Annotated in this window: 11 protein-coding genes and 1 pseudogene; 9 read left to right on the top strand and 3 right to left on the bottom strand. The window is 69.0% G+C overall.

The features are described 5' to 3' along the window. Nucleotides 1–65: 65 nt before the first annotated feature. Nucleotides 66–689, top strand: coding sequence for a TetR/AcrR family transcriptional regulator (locus H7J89_RS01115; RefSeq protein WP_264035730.1), 624 nt, complete (start codon nt 66–68; stop codon nt 687–689). Here H7J89_RS01115 and H7J89_RS01120 read toward each other — a convergent pair. After that, complete coding sequence (locus tag H7J89_RS01120) at nt 655–870, bottom strand: Trm112 family protein (protein ID WP_264035731.1); 216 nt, start codon at nt 868–870, stop codon at nt 655–657. The two genes, H7J89_RS01115 and H7J89_RS01120, sit on opposite strands and share 35 nt — an antisense overlap. Next, nucleotides 863–3,850: an acyl-CoA synthetase gene (locus tag H7J89_RS01125; protein ID WP_264035732.1), complete on the bottom strand. Its 2,988-nt coding sequence runs from the start codon at nt 3,848–3,850 to the stop codon at nt 863–865. Before H7J89_RS01125 ends, H7J89_RS01120 begins: the two co-directional genes overlap by 8 nt. Before the next feature lie 391 nt (nt 3,851–4,241). Between H7J89_RS01125 and H7J89_RS01130 the strand changes: the two genes are divergently transcribed. After that, entirely contained in the window at nt 4,242–4,922 is a 681-nt protein-coding gene (locus H7J89_RS01130; RefSeq protein ID WP_264035943.1) for an MspA family porin, read from the top strand. A 5-nt stretch (nt 4,923–4,927) separates the two neighbouring features. Here H7J89_RS01130 and H7J89_RS01135 read toward each other — a convergent pair. After that, nucleotides 4,928–6,456, bottom strand: a pseudogene (locus H7J89_RS01135) (HNH endonuclease signature motif containing protein). A gap of 410 nt (nt 6,457–6,866) precedes the next feature. On the opposite strand from H7J89_RS01135, the gene H7J89_RS01140 reads away from it, so the two are divergent. From H7J89_RS01140 to H7J89_RS01170, 7 genes are all read left to right on the top strand, one after another. Next, nucleotides 6,867–7,346: a hypothetical protein gene (locus H7J89_RS01140; RefSeq protein WP_264035733.1), complete on the top strand. Its 480-nt coding sequence runs from the start codon at nt 6,867–6,869 to the stop codon at nt 7,344–7,346. A 5-nt stretch (nt 7,347–7,351) separates the two neighbouring features. Next, the gene (locus tag H7J89_RS01145) at nt 7,352–8,098 is read left to right on the top strand and encodes a gluconate 2-dehydrogenase subunit 3 family protein (protein ID WP_264035734.1); all 747 of its coding nucleotides are present in this window, start codon (nt 7,352–7,354) and stop codon (nt 8,096–8,098) included. Continuing rightward, complete coding sequence (locus H7J89_RS01150; RefSeq protein WP_264035735.1) at nt 8,098–9,801, top strand: GMC family oxidoreductase; 1,704 nt, start codon at nt 8,098–8,100, stop codon at nt 9,799–9,801. The genes H7J89_RS01145 and H7J89_RS01150 overlap by 1 nt, the downstream gene beginning before the upstream one ends. Then, entirely contained in the window at nt 9,794–11,587 is a 1,794-nt protein-coding gene (locus H7J89_RS01155) for a glycoside hydrolase family 15 protein (RefSeq protein WP_264035736.1), read from the top strand. Before H7J89_RS01150 ends, H7J89_RS01155 begins: the two co-directional genes overlap by 8 nt. Nucleotides 11,588–11,606: 19 nt before the next feature. Further along, nucleotides 11,607–12,614 carry an SDR family oxidoreductase gene (locus tag H7J89_RS01160; RefSeq protein WP_264035737.1) on the top strand — a complete coding sequence of 336 codons (1,008 nt, stop codon included), beginning with the start codon at nt 11,607–11,609 and terminating at the stop codon, nt 12,612–12,614. Next, nucleotides 12,611–13,717, top strand: coding sequence for an enolase C-terminal domain-like protein (locus H7J89_RS01165; RefSeq protein WP_264035738.1), 1,107 nt, complete (start codon nt 12,611–12,613; stop codon nt 13,715–13,717). The genes H7J89_RS01160 and H7J89_RS01165 overlap by 4 nt, the downstream gene beginning before the upstream one ends. 75 nt (nt 13,718–13,792) lie before the next feature. Continuing rightward, the gene (locus H7J89_RS01170) at nt 13,793–14,521 is read left to right on the top strand and encodes a PAS and ANTAR domain-containing protein (protein ID WP_264035739.1); all 729 of its coding nucleotides are present in this window, start codon (nt 13,793–13,795) and stop codon (nt 14,519–14,521) included. Nucleotides 14,522–14,530: the final 9 nt, after the last annotated feature.

Raw genomic sequence — 14,530 nt, forward strand, 5'->3', positions numbered from 1 at the left:
ATCGCAAGCGTGGCGATCGCAAGCGCGGCGAAGCCGGGCGCGGCGGGTCGCCGCGGGGGATCCTAGTGGCGATCTCAAACACCGGGCGCAGGCGGCCCGGGCGGCCGGCCGGCGGCTCCGACACCCGCAACCGCATCCTGGCCAGCGCCCGAGAGTTGTTCGCCACCAACGGCATCGGCAATACATCGATCCGCGCGGTCGCGGCCGCGGCCGGTGTGGATTCGGCACTGGTGCATCACTACTTCGGCACCAAGGAGAAGCTGTTCGCCGCCGCCGTCCACATCCCGATCGACCCGATGGACATCATCGGCCCGCTGCGCGACGTGCCGATCGAGGAAGTGGGCTACCGGCTGCCGTCGATGTTGTTGCCGCTGTGGGATTCCGACCTGGGCACGGGTTTCATCGCGACGCTGCGGTCCATCCTGGCCGGCTCGGAGGTCAACCTGTTCCGCACGTTCATCGAGGACGTGATCGGGGTGGAAGTGGGTCCGCGCGTTGACAATCCGCCCGGGAGCGGACTGATCCGCGTCCAGTTCGTCGCGTCGCAACTGGTCGGCGTGGTGATGGCGCGCTACATCCTGCGATTGGAGCCGTTCGCGTCGCTACCGGCCGAGCAGGTCGCGCAAACCATCGCGCCGAACCTGCAGCGCTACCTCACCGGGGATCTGCCGGACGGCCTTGTGCCATAAGCCGGGCGTGTTCGTCCTCGTCGACGTCGCGGGCCTCGTCGATGAGCAGCACCGGGATGCCGTCCTCGATGCGGTAGGCGCGCCGCAGCCGCGGGTTGTACAGGAACTCGTCGTCCACGAGTAGCAGCGGTCCCCGGTCGGCCGGGCAGACCAGGATTTGCAGCAGTGAATCGTCAACCATCCGAGCGCCCACTCAGCTCGGCCCGCACGCTCGGGGTCAGCTTCCGGAAGAAGTTGCCCTCGGCGTCGAAGTACCACACCTGGCGCCCCGGCTTGGGAATTCCCGCCGCGCGCAGGGCGCTGACGGTCGGACGGTAGGTCGCGCTCAATGTCATCTCCGGACACACTTGGACGATGTCGGGACCCACGCCGATGGGGATCTTGGCCACGGCGTCGGTCAGGTCGGCCGCGGTGATGGTGGCCCCCGGAAGCAGCGTAACCGCCGCGACCGCCACCTCGCGGTCACCCACCGGCACGTTGTAGGTGACCGCGAGGTCCACGCCGTTGATGCACGCCACCGCGTCGGTGACCCGTTCGGGATACACCAGGCCGCGCGCGGTGTGGACCACCGAGCCGCGCCTGCCCGCCAACCAATAGTCGCCGTCGTCGTCGCGGTAGAACAGGTACTCGGTCGAGATCCAGGTGTCGCCGGCGGCGAAGACCCCCCGTTTGACCGACGCCGTGGGATCGATCGGGCCGTTGGAGGCGGCGAGCAGCACCCCGACCTGTTTCGGCTCGGCGACCTGGACGAAGCCACGGTCGTTCTCCAGGATCAGGTCCTGTTCGGCGTCGTAGGCGGCCAGCTCGATGCGCCCGGCGCCCGGCAGCGGGCGGCCCTTGCTGCCGACCTTGGCGCCGGACACATTGGCCAGCACGGCTTGTCCGTCGGTGGTGGCGAAGAACTCGACGACATGGGCGGGCGCAAACGCGTCGACGACCCGCTCCCACAGGCCAGTCGGCATGCCGGACCCGATGAACAGCCGCACCGGATGGTTGCCGTGCAGCACGAACGCGGGGTCGTCGACGATCTCGCGGAGCATGGCCCAGGTGTAGGACACCACCGTGACGCCGTACTGCCGCACCTCTTGAATGAACCGGTCGCGGTCCAGGCCGCGGGACAGTGCGATGCGGGTGCCGCCGACCACCGCGCCGCCCAGGCTCACCAGCAGCGCCGACTCGTGGTGCAGCGGGGTCAGGCAGTACACGGTGTCCCGGCGGTCCAGCGCCGCGGTCGAGGCGGTCCCGAACGCCGACACCGCCCACCGGTAGTTGGTGATCTGCTTTGCGACCAGCTCGCCGCCGGCCGCGCTGAACGCGATGAACGCCAGGTCCCGCGCCAGCCCCGGGTTGGGCCGGTACCAGCCGGGCAGCTCGACGGCGTCCGGGTCGATCCTTTCCATGTCGATGACGTCGCTGTCGTCGGGCAGGTGCAGGTCCCGCGATTCGCCGCCGCCGAGCACCAGCACCTGCCGCAGCCCATCGCGGCCCGACGCCAGCACCGCCTCCAGGTTGGTGGGGTCGGTCAGCAGCTCGGTCACTCCCCCGAGCCGGACGGACGCCGCCAGGTCGGCGTCCGGCCGCATGACGACGGCGACCGCGCCCAGCCGGGACAGCGCGGCGATGGCGACCAGCGCGCTGGGCCGCGTCTCCATCAGCACGCCGACCCGGTCGCCCTGCCGCACCCCGACCTCGATCAGACCGCGGACCACGTTGTTGATGCGCCGGTTGACGGCCTCGTAGGTGTGCACGCGCCCGTCGAACAGCAGAAACTCGCCCTGCGGGGCGTCGTGCGCCTGTTCGTCGATGATGCGGCCCAGGGAGATTCGGGTGTGGTCGTTGATCTGTCCCAGCCGGACCAGCCGCGGCAGCGTGCGCGCCGTTTCGACGGCCAGGGTGCGCATCGACTTGTTGGCCGCGACCACCGTGTTGGCTGCGCCCCGCACCATGCCCACCGCCGCCTCGGAGACCTCCCCGATGCCGTGCACGAGCCGGGAGCTCAGCGCGACGCCGCTGTCCGTGTGCTCCTCGGGCTGGTCGGCCATCAGGTCGATGCTGTCCGGCTTGTCGCCGCCGGTGGAGAGCCACCGCACCCATTCGGCGACGGTCGGCCAGCTCTGCTGCGCCGCCTTGGATCCGACGACCAGGCCGAAATGCCCTGTGCGGATCCGGCTTTCGTACACCTCGGCGTCCGGGGCCGCCCGCCGGATGCCGCGCACCGAGGCTGGCTGCCCGATGTCGTCGACCTCGCCGACGAAGGCCAGCACCGGGCAGGTGATGTCGGTGAGCGTGACCATCTGCCCGTTGACGGCGAAGCCGCCGGTCATCATCCGGTTGTGGGCGATGAATTGTTTGAGCAGTTCGGAGATCGCCGGACCGGACCAGGCGATCCAGCCTTCGCGCTCGAGGAACCGGCGCTGCTGTTCGCGAGGCAGCAGCGCCTCGCGGTCGTGCAACTGGCGCACGAAGTCCACCCGCGCCTTGGCGGTCTTGAGCGGGTCGAGCATCTGAAAGCCGGTGCGCGCCATCCAGCTGGGGATGTCCAACCGGCTGAAGACGTGGTCGGCCATGAAGTTGGCGGCGGGCGCGGCGAAGTTCGCCGGGATGCCCATCGGCAGGGCGGCCAGAGTGTCCACCGGCGAACCGAAGGTGACGATGCTGGCAAGGCTTTTCGAACGCCGGTACGCGGCGACCTGGTAGCACCACATGCCACCCTGCGAATACCCGACCAGATGGATGTCGCTTCCGGTGACGTCCCTGACGGTGTCGATCGCCTGGCTGAGCGCGACGATGTGGTCGGCCAGGGTGCGGCGCATGCCGCCTTCGACCTTGTCGGGTTCGCCGAAGTCGATGACCCAGGGATCCAGCCCGTTGGCGTGCAGGATGCCGACCGCGCCGTCCTCGCGCGTGACGTCCCACATGTCCGCCGACATCATCATCGGGTGCACCATCAGCACCGGCGGGCCGACCCGCGGCTTGTCTGGCCGGCTATCGGGTGGGAAATAACGTCGGAGCTTGTACATCGGTACGCTCTCGACGATCTGAGACGGCGACGGCACGGTGCCGGTTTCCAAGCCCCCCAATCGCAAGACCTCGAGCCCGTTCTGCGCCGTAGCTATCAGGCGCTCGACCGGTCGCGTGACAATCGACAAGTTGAGATCCACGGCCGCTCCCTAAATGTCTTGACAGCTCCGACATCATGGCACACCCGCGGGCTCGGTGGTCCTGGCCAGGCGATTTAGCCGGCGGCGGCCAACCGTTGCACTCGTGCGGGTGGACCTTCGACCCGGGTCCGGCGCCGTCCGGCGCCGCCGGGTCTGGGGCCGTTGTTGATGTGCTTCCGGGCGATCCGGCTACCGACACCGCGCGAATCGGTTCTCGCCATACATGCCAACGGCGTTGGAGCCTAGGTGGAACCATCTTCGTCGATCCCCCGACTCCCGGACCTATATTCCGTAACGATTACGAACGCACAACGACTTCGACGGGTCGACCAGCAAATTCCGCGTCCGGAATCGGGCCGTACATACGGTGTCGCATGTGTGGCCGATAGCCGTGGTCGTTCGTCGCGCTGCGATGGTCGCGTTGTGCGTCGTCGTTTCAGTGATCTCGGCTCCGCCGACGGCGGCCGATCCCGACGCCGAAAACGCCGCCGCGGTGACGTCGGACGACGGGCGGGTGCCCTCGTCTGAACCGGTGACCTACACAACGCCCGAAGGCTGGACCCTTTCCCTCGCGGCGAGGGACGAGTCGCAAGTTCCCATAGCACCGTTGACCACCGCAATCTCGTCTCGCGAATACCTCGCCCGCGGAACGTTCGCCGCCTCATTGGACGGGCTCGAACAGCCCCGCGGCGTCCTCGAGGTGGGTTACGAAATCGGCTGCGGAATCGACATGAGCACCTCCAACGGCGTCACCCTCGGTGGCAACGCCGGCGTAACCCCGGGCTTGGGCTTGGCGGGCGTGTTTGCCGGTACGCCGACGCCGGTGCCGTTGATCACCACCCCGATGGGCGGCTTGATCACCGTGGGCCTAAAGCCCGGTGTCGTAGTCGAAGTGCCGGTGGCCAAGAAAGAGTTCACGGGCCCGAATCCGCGGGTCATCGTCACCGGATTCCACGTCAAAATCGATGGATGCGTGGGTCAGTCGTTCATCCGGTCCTACGCGACGTTGACCCAAAGGACCGACGAATCCGACGTGGTGCTGTCCTACGTCGGCGTCACCAAATCCGTCTGACCCAATCAGAAGGGTGGGGGTTCGTCGTCTGGGGGTGCGGGGCCGGTTTGGGTGGGTTGGGTGGCTAGTCGGGTTTGGCGGTTGTGGTGGCGTTCGGTGGCGATGCGCTGGGCCCGGTTCTGGGCGCGGGTGCGGGTGCGCAGCGGCATCATCGCGCTGCGTTCGCCGCAGCGCTGGGTGCCGGGCGCGGGGGCCGGCAGGTCGCCGGTGGGCGCGCACAGGCTGGGGAACAGCAGCGCGCTGCCCGGGGTGGTGACGTAGCTGTGTCCGTCGGGTAGGCGCCAGATCAGGGTGCCATCGGGCAACTGCTCAGGCTGGGGAACAGCAGCGCGCTGCCCGGGGTGGTGACGTAGCTGTGTCCGTCGGGTAGGCGCCAGATCAGGGTGCCATCGGGCAACTGCTCATCGCGCCAGCCCCAGAACGTTTTCAGCAGATGGTGTTGGCGGCACAGGCATTTCAGGTTCGACGGATGCGTCGCACCGCCATCGGCGTAGGGGATCGTATGGTCGATATCGCAGTCCACGGCCGGCCGATCACACCCAGGCGCCCGACACGTCAAATCCCGGCACCGCACGAAGTCGGCCAGCCGCGCCGACGGAAGGTAGCGCGGCTCGGCCTGCGTCGGGGCGCTCACCGGCACCAGCCTCGCCGAGCCGGCCAGCTCGGCAACCACCTCGGCCGGCACCAGGCCCTCCACGCCGGGCAACACCCCCGGGGCCGCGCCGCGCCCGGCGACCGTGGCCGCCTCGGCGACCACATGGATCACCACCGAGCTCGTGGTGCGCGCCCCGGCAGGACACGCCGGCATCCCACATTGACATCCCAACCGGTCCGACCCGGCGGCCAGCGCACCCAGCGCGTCGGCGCGGCGCTGCCGCTGGCTGCGCGGATCGGCGCTACACACGCCGGCGGCCAACTCATCGAGGCGACGATCCAGCGCGTGCCCGTCGGCGCCGAACACGCTGCCCGTCAGCCACGCCATCCCCGACTCGTTGTCTTGGACCTCGACAAACCGATCGTCGACCGCCTCCTTGGCCCGGCGCACCGCATCGGCATCCACCAGCGCCACCACCCGGTCCACCGCGGCGCCCAGCCCGGCGCGGGTCAGCGACGGGCGCCGGGAGATCACCACCGCCAACCGCTCATCCACCCGCGCCATCACCTCTGGATCGGTGATCAGATCGGTGCGAAAGACGATCGTCTGAAACGCCCGATAGTCGATATCCCCGGCGGCAAACGCCTTACCCACCTGCGGCAGCCGCTCGCGCATCGCCATCGCATACCGCAAATAGCTGTGCGCCATCGCCACACTGCACCCCGACGCCGCACCCACCTGCGCGGCCACCGCATCCCACGCATCGGCCGCCCAGTCTGCCCGCTCCCCCGAATCGCGGCACCGCAACACCAGCAAGTCCCCCACCGCCACAAGCCGTTCCGCGGCCGCCCGCGCCTCGGCACGCCCCGCCTCACGCACCCGAGCCAGCAACACCGCCGACTCCGGGGTGGGCCGCGACGCCAACGCATATTCGAACATAGGTTCGATAATAGGCCGAGGGTCTGACAAGTCCGAGACGGTCGCGAGGCGCCGCCGATCAGCCGTCCACCCGGACGGTTTGCGCCGACTTAAACCGGGTACGCACCCCATGCGCTTCGGTCACGACGCGCCGTCGAGACCACCTCGGTTGAAACACACAGCTGGGCGCTTACCAGTTCTCTGGGCAGTCATCGCGAGTCTTCATCGCGCGGTGGCTTCCTGAGCGTGTTTCGTTTCAGAAGTGAGGTGACGCATGGGCAAGACGGCCGCAGACTCTTTCTGCGCGCGGCTCCCATCGCCGAAATTCCGACAGTGCTTGCCTCGCAATACCTCTGGTATGTCCGCGTCGATCAGTGCGCGGAACCGAGCCAGTATTGCGGGCGGATCGACGAGCTAGGAAAGGAAGCCAAATGTTGTTGTTAGGCAACGCAGGACGGCGCACGGGCGAGGCCCAACAGCTCGCCGAGCGGGCGCTCTACGACGTCGCACACGGTCGCTTCGAGCGCTCGCTGTCCGGGCTGACGGCCATCGCGGCCCTCGTCACGACGGCGGAAATCTATTTCGAGCACTACAAGGCCAGCTTCGGTAACAAATGGATGTGGAGCCCGATCGTGGTGACACCGCCGGTGGTGGTCGCCGGTGTCGGCGGGGTGTTCTCGCGGCGCTGGGCCAAACTCTGGCTGCCGATCACCGCGGGCATCTACACCGCCAACGGCCTGATGGGCGAATACCTGCATGCCCGCGGGGTCGCACGCAAGCCGGGCGGGTGGAAGAACGCGTCCTACAACGTGCCCATGGGTCCGCCGATCGCGGCGCCCGGGTTGATGTGCATGGTCGGGGGGATGGGCCTGCTGGCCTCGATCCTGCGACGCGAGCGCTTCCGGGGCTGACCGCGATGGCCGACACCTCGCGCCCCGACCACCTGCCCAACCTGCGCGCTGACCGCAAACCGCCGCACCCGTCCTGGCTGCCCAAGCAACGCCGCGGTGTCACGCCCCAAATGATCGGCCGCTACCCGGATTACGACGTGCTGGAAACGACCGACACGTGGGACGAAGCCACCAAGAAGGTGGTGCTGGCCCGGCTGGAACCACCCGGCCCGCTGCGGTTCTTCAGCCCGGAGGAGGAACCCTGCCTGCGCGCGTTCTGCGACACGGTGCTGGCTCAGGACCGCGAGCCGCGAGTGCCCGTGCCCGAGTTCGTCGATTCCAAGCTCGCCGACGGCCGGCTCGACGGCTACCAGTACGCCGACATGCCCGACGACCGCGACACGTGGCGCCTGGTGCTGCTCGCGCTCGACGAGACGGCGTCCAGCCGGTACGGGAAGGCATCGTTCGCCGACGCCGAACCCGACACCCGCGAGGCGATCATCGACCAGTTCTCGCAGGGAGCCTTGGCGGGCGGAACCTGGGAGCACCTCAACGTCAAACGCGCGTGGTCGGTGTGCATGCGAATGACGTTGTCCGGGTTCTACTCCCATCCGTGGGCGTGGAACGAGATCGGATTCGGCGGACCGGCCTACCCGCGCGGGTTCATGCGCCTCGGCGGTGCCACCGGCCCCGCCGCCGCGCGCGAGCCGTTCGAGACCCCGGGCGCCACCGACGAGGACCCGGTCCGCGTGGTCCAACGGGGAGAGTTGTGATGGGCGACCGACTCCGCGGCCTCCTCAGGGGAGCGATCGGGCCGAAGGACAACGAATCCCGGTTCCTGCTCGACGTGCATTCGCGCGACCTGCCCGGCGAAAAGACCATGCAGCGCTACGGCGACGACGACGAGGTCGACCTGGTGGTCGTCGGCGCCGGCGCCGGTGGATCCGTGCTCACGCAACGGCTGGCGCGGGCCGGCTGGCGGGTGGTGATCCTCGAGGCGGGCCCGTTCTGGCACCCCGACGAGGACTGGGTCTCCGACGAGGCGGGTTCGCACTCCCTGTACTGGACGCAGAAGCGCATCATCGGCGGCGACGACCCGATCGAGCTGGGCAAGAACAACTCCGGGCGAGGGGTCGGTGGCTCCATGGTGCACTACGCCGGCTACACGCCGCGGTTTCATCCCAGCGACTTCCACACCTACACCCTCGACGGGGTCGGGGCGGACTGGCCGATCCGCTACGAAGACGTCCGCCCCCACTACGAGCGGATTGAGCTCGAGTTGCCGGTGGCCGGGCAGAACTGGCCATGGGGCTACCCGCATCGGTATTCCTTTTCCCCGCACCCGATTTCGGGTGCCGCGGCCAAACTGTGGCGGGGGGCGATGCAGCTTGGCATCGAGATGCGGGTCGGCCCCGTCGGCATCGTCAACGGCACATTCGGTAACCGCCCGCACTGCATCTACCGCGGCTACTGCCTGCAGGGCTGCAAGGTCAACGCCAAGGCCAGCCCGTACGTCACGCACCTGCCCGACGCGTTGGCCCACGCCGTGGAGATCCGCGCCAACTGCATGGCCGCCCGCGTCGAGCTCGACGAGGCCGGCTCCGCGCGCGGGGTGGTCTACTACGACGAGGCCGGCGGCACCGAGCGGCTGCAGCGGGCCAAGGTCGTCGCGATCGCCGGGTATTCCATCGAAACGCCGCGCCTGCTGCTGAACTCGGCGAGCGATCGCTTTCCGAACGGGCTGGGTAACAACGACGACCAGGTCGGTCGCTACGTGATGGTGCAGGGCGCAACGCAGTCCGCGGGCCGGTGGCCGGAAGAGGTCCGGATGTACAAGGCCCCTCCCCCGGAGGTGTCCTCCGAGCAGTTCTACGAGACCGACTCCTCGCGCGGGTTCGCCCGCGGCTTCTCCATCCAGACGGTTTCGCCGTTGCCCATCGGATGGGCCGAACACGTGCTGGCCGACGGGCATTGGGGCCGGGCGTTGCGCGAATACATGCGCGACTACAACCACTGGGCGACCATCGGCGTGCTCAACGAGCTGTTGCCATTGCCCGAGAACCGGGTCACCCTCGCCGAGGAGAGGGACCGCTACGGCATCCCGGTGGCCCGGTTCGATTACACGCTGTGTGACAACGACAAGGCCAACATGGCCTACTCCACCAAGGTGATCGGCGACATCCTGCACGCCGCCGGCGCCCAGGACGTGCTCACCATCGAGCGGTTCGCCCACCTGATCGGCGGCGCTCGGATGGGCACCCGCCCGGACAACTCGGTGGTCGACTCCGATCACCGGGTGTGGGGCGTGCCGAACCTGTTTCTGGCCGACGGCTCGGTGTGTCCGACCCAGGGCTCGGCGAACCCGGCGTTGACCATCATGGCGCTGGCGTCGCGGCTCGCCGAACGGATGGCGACCGGAAAGATCGACAGCACCGCCCCGGCCAGGCGGCCATCGGAGGCGGGGGTCCGTGGCTGACCGCACGATCGACATCGAGGCGACCTTCTCGCCGCGGGTGTTGCGCGAGTACGCCCTGCTCGCCGACGGCGAGCGGGGCGCCCTGATCGGGCCGCAGGGTGACGTCGCCTGGATGTGTGCGCCGCACTGGGATTCCGACGGCGTGTTCTCGAATCTCATCGGTGGCGGCGGCGTCTACGCGATCACGCCGACCGACGTGCGGCATGTGTGGGGCGGCTATTACGAACCGGGCAGCATGATCTGGCGCAGTCGGTGGATCACCCGCGACGGCATCGTGGAATGCCGTGAGGCGCTGGCCTTCCCGGGCGATCCCGACCGGGTGGTGCTGCTGCGCCGACTCGTCGGCTGCCGCGGGACCGCGCGGGTGCGAGTGGTGCTGCAGCCGAGCGCCGAGTTCGGCCGGCACGGTCCCGGCGACATGAGCGTCGACGGCGGGGTATGGAGCGGAAAATCGGGGCGGTTGCGATGGCGCTGGCTGGGCGGCCGCGACGTGCGATCCGTGCAGGGGGCGCGCGGCCGCGCCGAACTGCTCACGTGTGAGATCACAATCGACGAAGGCGATCAGCACGATTTCGTGCTCGAGCTATCCGAACGTACTCTCCCCGATCAACCGCCCGACGCCGACATCGCCTGGGACGCAACGGAAGCCGCCTGGCATCGCAGCATTCCCGAGCTGAACTGCACCATCGCGCCCCGCGACGGGCGTCACTCCTACGCGGTGCTGCGCGGCCTGACCAGTAGCGGCGGCGGCATGGTGGCCGCCGCCACGATGAGCCTGCCCGAACGCGCGCACACCAACCAGAACTACGACTACCGCTACGCGTGGATCCGGGATCAGGTCTACGCCGGTATCGCCGCCGCGACCGTCGGGGCGACCGAGTTGCTTGACCGCGCGGTCGAATTCGTCGGGGCCCGATTGCTCGAACACGGCCCCGACCTCAAGCCGGCCTACACCGCCACGGGTGACAGCGTGCCCGGCGAGGAAACCCTCGACCTGCCCGGCTACCCCGGCGGGGCGGACAAGGTGGGTAACTGGGTAAACCAGCAATTTCAGCTCGACGTCTTCGGCGAGGCGCTACAGCTGCTGGCCTGGGCGGGCAACGCCGACCGGCTCGACGCCGACGGCTGGCGCGCCGCGCAGGCCGCCATCGGCGCGATCGAAAAGCGCTGGCGCGAAGCGGATGCCGGCATCTGGGAGATCGAGGACGAGCACTGGACGCAGTCCCGCCTGGCGTGCGTCGCCGGGCTACGCGCCATCGCCAAGGTCTCCGGCGGCGGCCACGAGGTGGCCGCCTGCGCCTCGCTGGCCGACGCGATCCTGGCCGAAACCGCGGCCAGCAGCCTGCACCCGCAGGGCGGCTATTGGCAACGCAGCCCGCGGCTGCCCGGGGTCGACGCGTCGCTGCTGCTGCCGCCGGTGCGCGGCGCCGTGCCCGCCGACGACCCGCGCACCCGGGCCACGCTGGACGCCGTCCGCAAGCAGCTCAGCCACGACGGTTTCGTGTACCGGTTCCGGCACTACGAGCGCGACCTCGGCGACGCCGAAGGCGCCTTCCTACTGTGCGGATTCATGATGGCGCTCGCCGAACAGCAACTGGGACATGCCCATTGCGCGATGCGCTGGTTCGAACGCAACCGCGCCGCCTGCGGGCCGCCCGGGCTGTTCTGCGAGGAATACGACGTCCGGCAGCGCCAGCTCCGCGGCAACCTCCCCCAGGCGTTCGCGCACGCGCTGATGCTGGAATGCACGGCCACCCTCGCCGACGACGCCGTCCACCATGACTGAACGGAAAGGAGATGTCCAGATGACACAGACAGTGGTGATCACCGGAGCCAGCGCCGGCATCGGCCGGGCCACCGCCCAACTGTTCGGGCAGCGCGGGGCGAACGTAGCCCTGCTCGCCCGCGGATCCGCGGGGCTGGACGGCGCGGCCCGCGACGTCGAATCCGGCGGCGGCAAGGCGCTGACCCTGCCCACCGACGTCGCCGACTACGCGGCCGTCGCCGCCGCCGCCGACGAGACCGAGGCGACCTTCGGCCCGATCGACGTCTGGGTGAACGTCGCGTTCACCTCCGTGTTCGCGCCGTTCAGCGAGATCAGCGCCGAGGAGTTCAAACGCGTGACCGAGGTGTCCTACCTCGGATACGTGCACGGCACCATGGCGGCGCTGGCGAAGATGCGGCCGCGCGACCGCGGCACCATCGTGCAGGTCGGCTCCGCACTCAGCCAGCGATCCATCCCACTGCAATCGGCCTACTGCGGCGCCAAGCACGCCATAAACGGTTTCACCGAATCGGTGCGCTGCGAACTGTTGCACGAACACTCCAGGGTGCGGATCACGGTGGCCCAGATGCCCGCGGTCAACACCCCGCAGTTCTCCTGGGTGCTGTCGCGGCTGCCACGCCATCCCCAACCCGTGCCGCCGATCTACCAGCCGGAGGTCGCCGCCCGCGGCGTCCTGTATGCCGCCGATCATCCGGAGCGCAAACAATATTGGGTCGGCGACAGCACCATGGTCACGCTGCTGGCGCAGAAGTTCGTCGCACCGCTGCTGGACCGCTACCTGGGCCGCACCGGTTATGACTCGCAGCAGACCGAGCAGCACGTCAGCCCGGGGCGGCCGCACAACCTGTGGCACCCGCTGGACGAGGAACCCGGCAGCGACCACGGCGCCCACGGCGGATTCGACGACAAGTCCCACGCGCTGAGCCCGCAGGTGTGGGCGTCGCAGCACCCGGTCGTCAGCGGTACGACCGCGCTGGGCGCGGCCGGACTGGGCGCGTGGCTCGCCGCGCGCCGGTGGACGCGATGAGCCTCGACGCACGCATCGACGAGGTCACCGCGCGGGTCTACGAAATTCCCACGGACGCACCGGAAGCCGACGGCACTCTGCCCTGGTCGTCGACCACCCTGGTGCTGGCCGAGGTTGCGGCGGACGGGAGGCGCGGGATCGGCTACACCTATGCCGACGGCGCGTGCGGCACGCTGATCAACGGACCGCTCGCCGGAACGGTCACCGGACACAGCGCCCTCGACATCACCGGGCGTTGGCAGGCGATGGTCCGGGCGATGCGCAACAACGGGCGGCCGGGTTTGGTGTCGTGCGCGATCTCGGCGGTCGACACCGCGCTGTGGGACCTGAAGGGCAAACTCCTGGGCCTACCGGTATGCCGGCTGCTCGGCACGGCGCACGACCGGGTGCCGATCTACGGCAGCGGCGGCTTCACCACCTACGACGAGCGCGCCACCCGCGCCCAACTCGAACGCTGGGTGGGCGAATGGAAGATCCCGCGCGTCAAGATCAAGATCGGCGAGTCGTGGGGCTCCGACGAGCGCCGCGATCTTGACCGAATTGCGCTGTCGCGCAAGGCGATCGGACCGGATGTGGAACTGTATGTGGACGCCAACGGCGCCTACGGCCGCAAGCAGGCCATCCGGATGGCCCACGCGATGGCCGACCACGACGTCACCTGGTTCGAGGAACCCGTCTCCTCCGACGACCTGGCCGGGCTGCGGGAGGTGCGCGATCAGGTCACCCCGGACGTCACCGCCGGCGAGTACGGCTACGACCTGGCCTACTTCGACCGGATGCTCGCCGCGGACGCGGTCGACTGCCTGCAAATCGACGTCACCCGCTGCGGCGGCATCACCGACTGGCTGCGCGCCGCCGCCGTGGCCGCCGCCCACAACGTCGACGTGTCCGGCCACTGCGCCCCCAACCTGCACGCCCACGTGGCCAGCGCGATCCCGAATCTGCGCCACCTGGAGTACTTCCACGATCACCACCGCATCGAACACATGCTGTTCGACGGCGCCCTGCCACCCGACGGCGGGGCGCTGCGGCCGGACCAGGAACGGCCCGGGCTGGGCCTCGAGTTCAAACGCGCCGACGCCGAGCCGTATCGAAAAGCCTGATCCATGAATGGACCCACCCGAAAGTGGGCATTGATATGCGGGGGACATAGTTACGGATCTGAAGGGCAGCGCGAGATGTCCGTGAACTTTGAAGACGAAACCATCCGGCGCCGCGACGCGCAGGCGGCCGAGGACGGATCGGCGGCTCCGGCGTCGGAGGAGCTCATGTCCGACGTCGTCGAGGAAGAAGACCTCAACGCGGTCGACCTGGTTTTGGGGCTCGGCGAACCGCAGCGCGTCGGCCGCTTCCGGTTTTTCCTCGACGGGCATCGCTGGGAGTGGTCTGACGCCGTCGCCCGCATGCACGGGTACAAGCCGGGACGGGTGCAGCCCACCACGGAACTGCTGCTCAAGCACAAGCACCCCGACGACCGCGAGCGCGTCGCCGCCGTCTTGGAACGGGTGATGCAGGGCAAGCCGTTCAGCAGTCGCCACCGCATCATCGACACCGGGGGCCGCACCCGCTGTGTCGTCGTCGCGGGCGACCGGATGCTCGACGACCACGGCACCCCGATCGGGACGTCGGGCTTCTATGTCGACGTCACCGACTCGCTGCAGACCGACATCAACAACGTGCTGTCGGCGGTCGCCGATGCCCGCGCCCGAATCGAGCAGGCGAAGGGGGTGCTCATGGCCGCCTATGGCATCTCCGCGGAGCGGGCGTTCGACATCTTGGTCTGGCGATCCCAGGAAACCAACCTGAAGCTGCGCGATCTCGCCAGCCGCTTCCTGGACGCGGTGGCCAGCAAGGCATCGGCGGAGACCCAGAGCGAAGTCGACCGGGCGCTGCTGACCCTCGAATAGCCGCAGTAG

This window comes from Mycobacterium paraffinicum (genome assembly GCF_025822865.1).
In the GTDB taxonomy this organism is placed as follows: Bacteria; Actinomycetota; Actinomycetes; order Mycobacteriales; family Mycobacteriaceae; genus Mycobacterium; species Mycobacterium paraffinicum.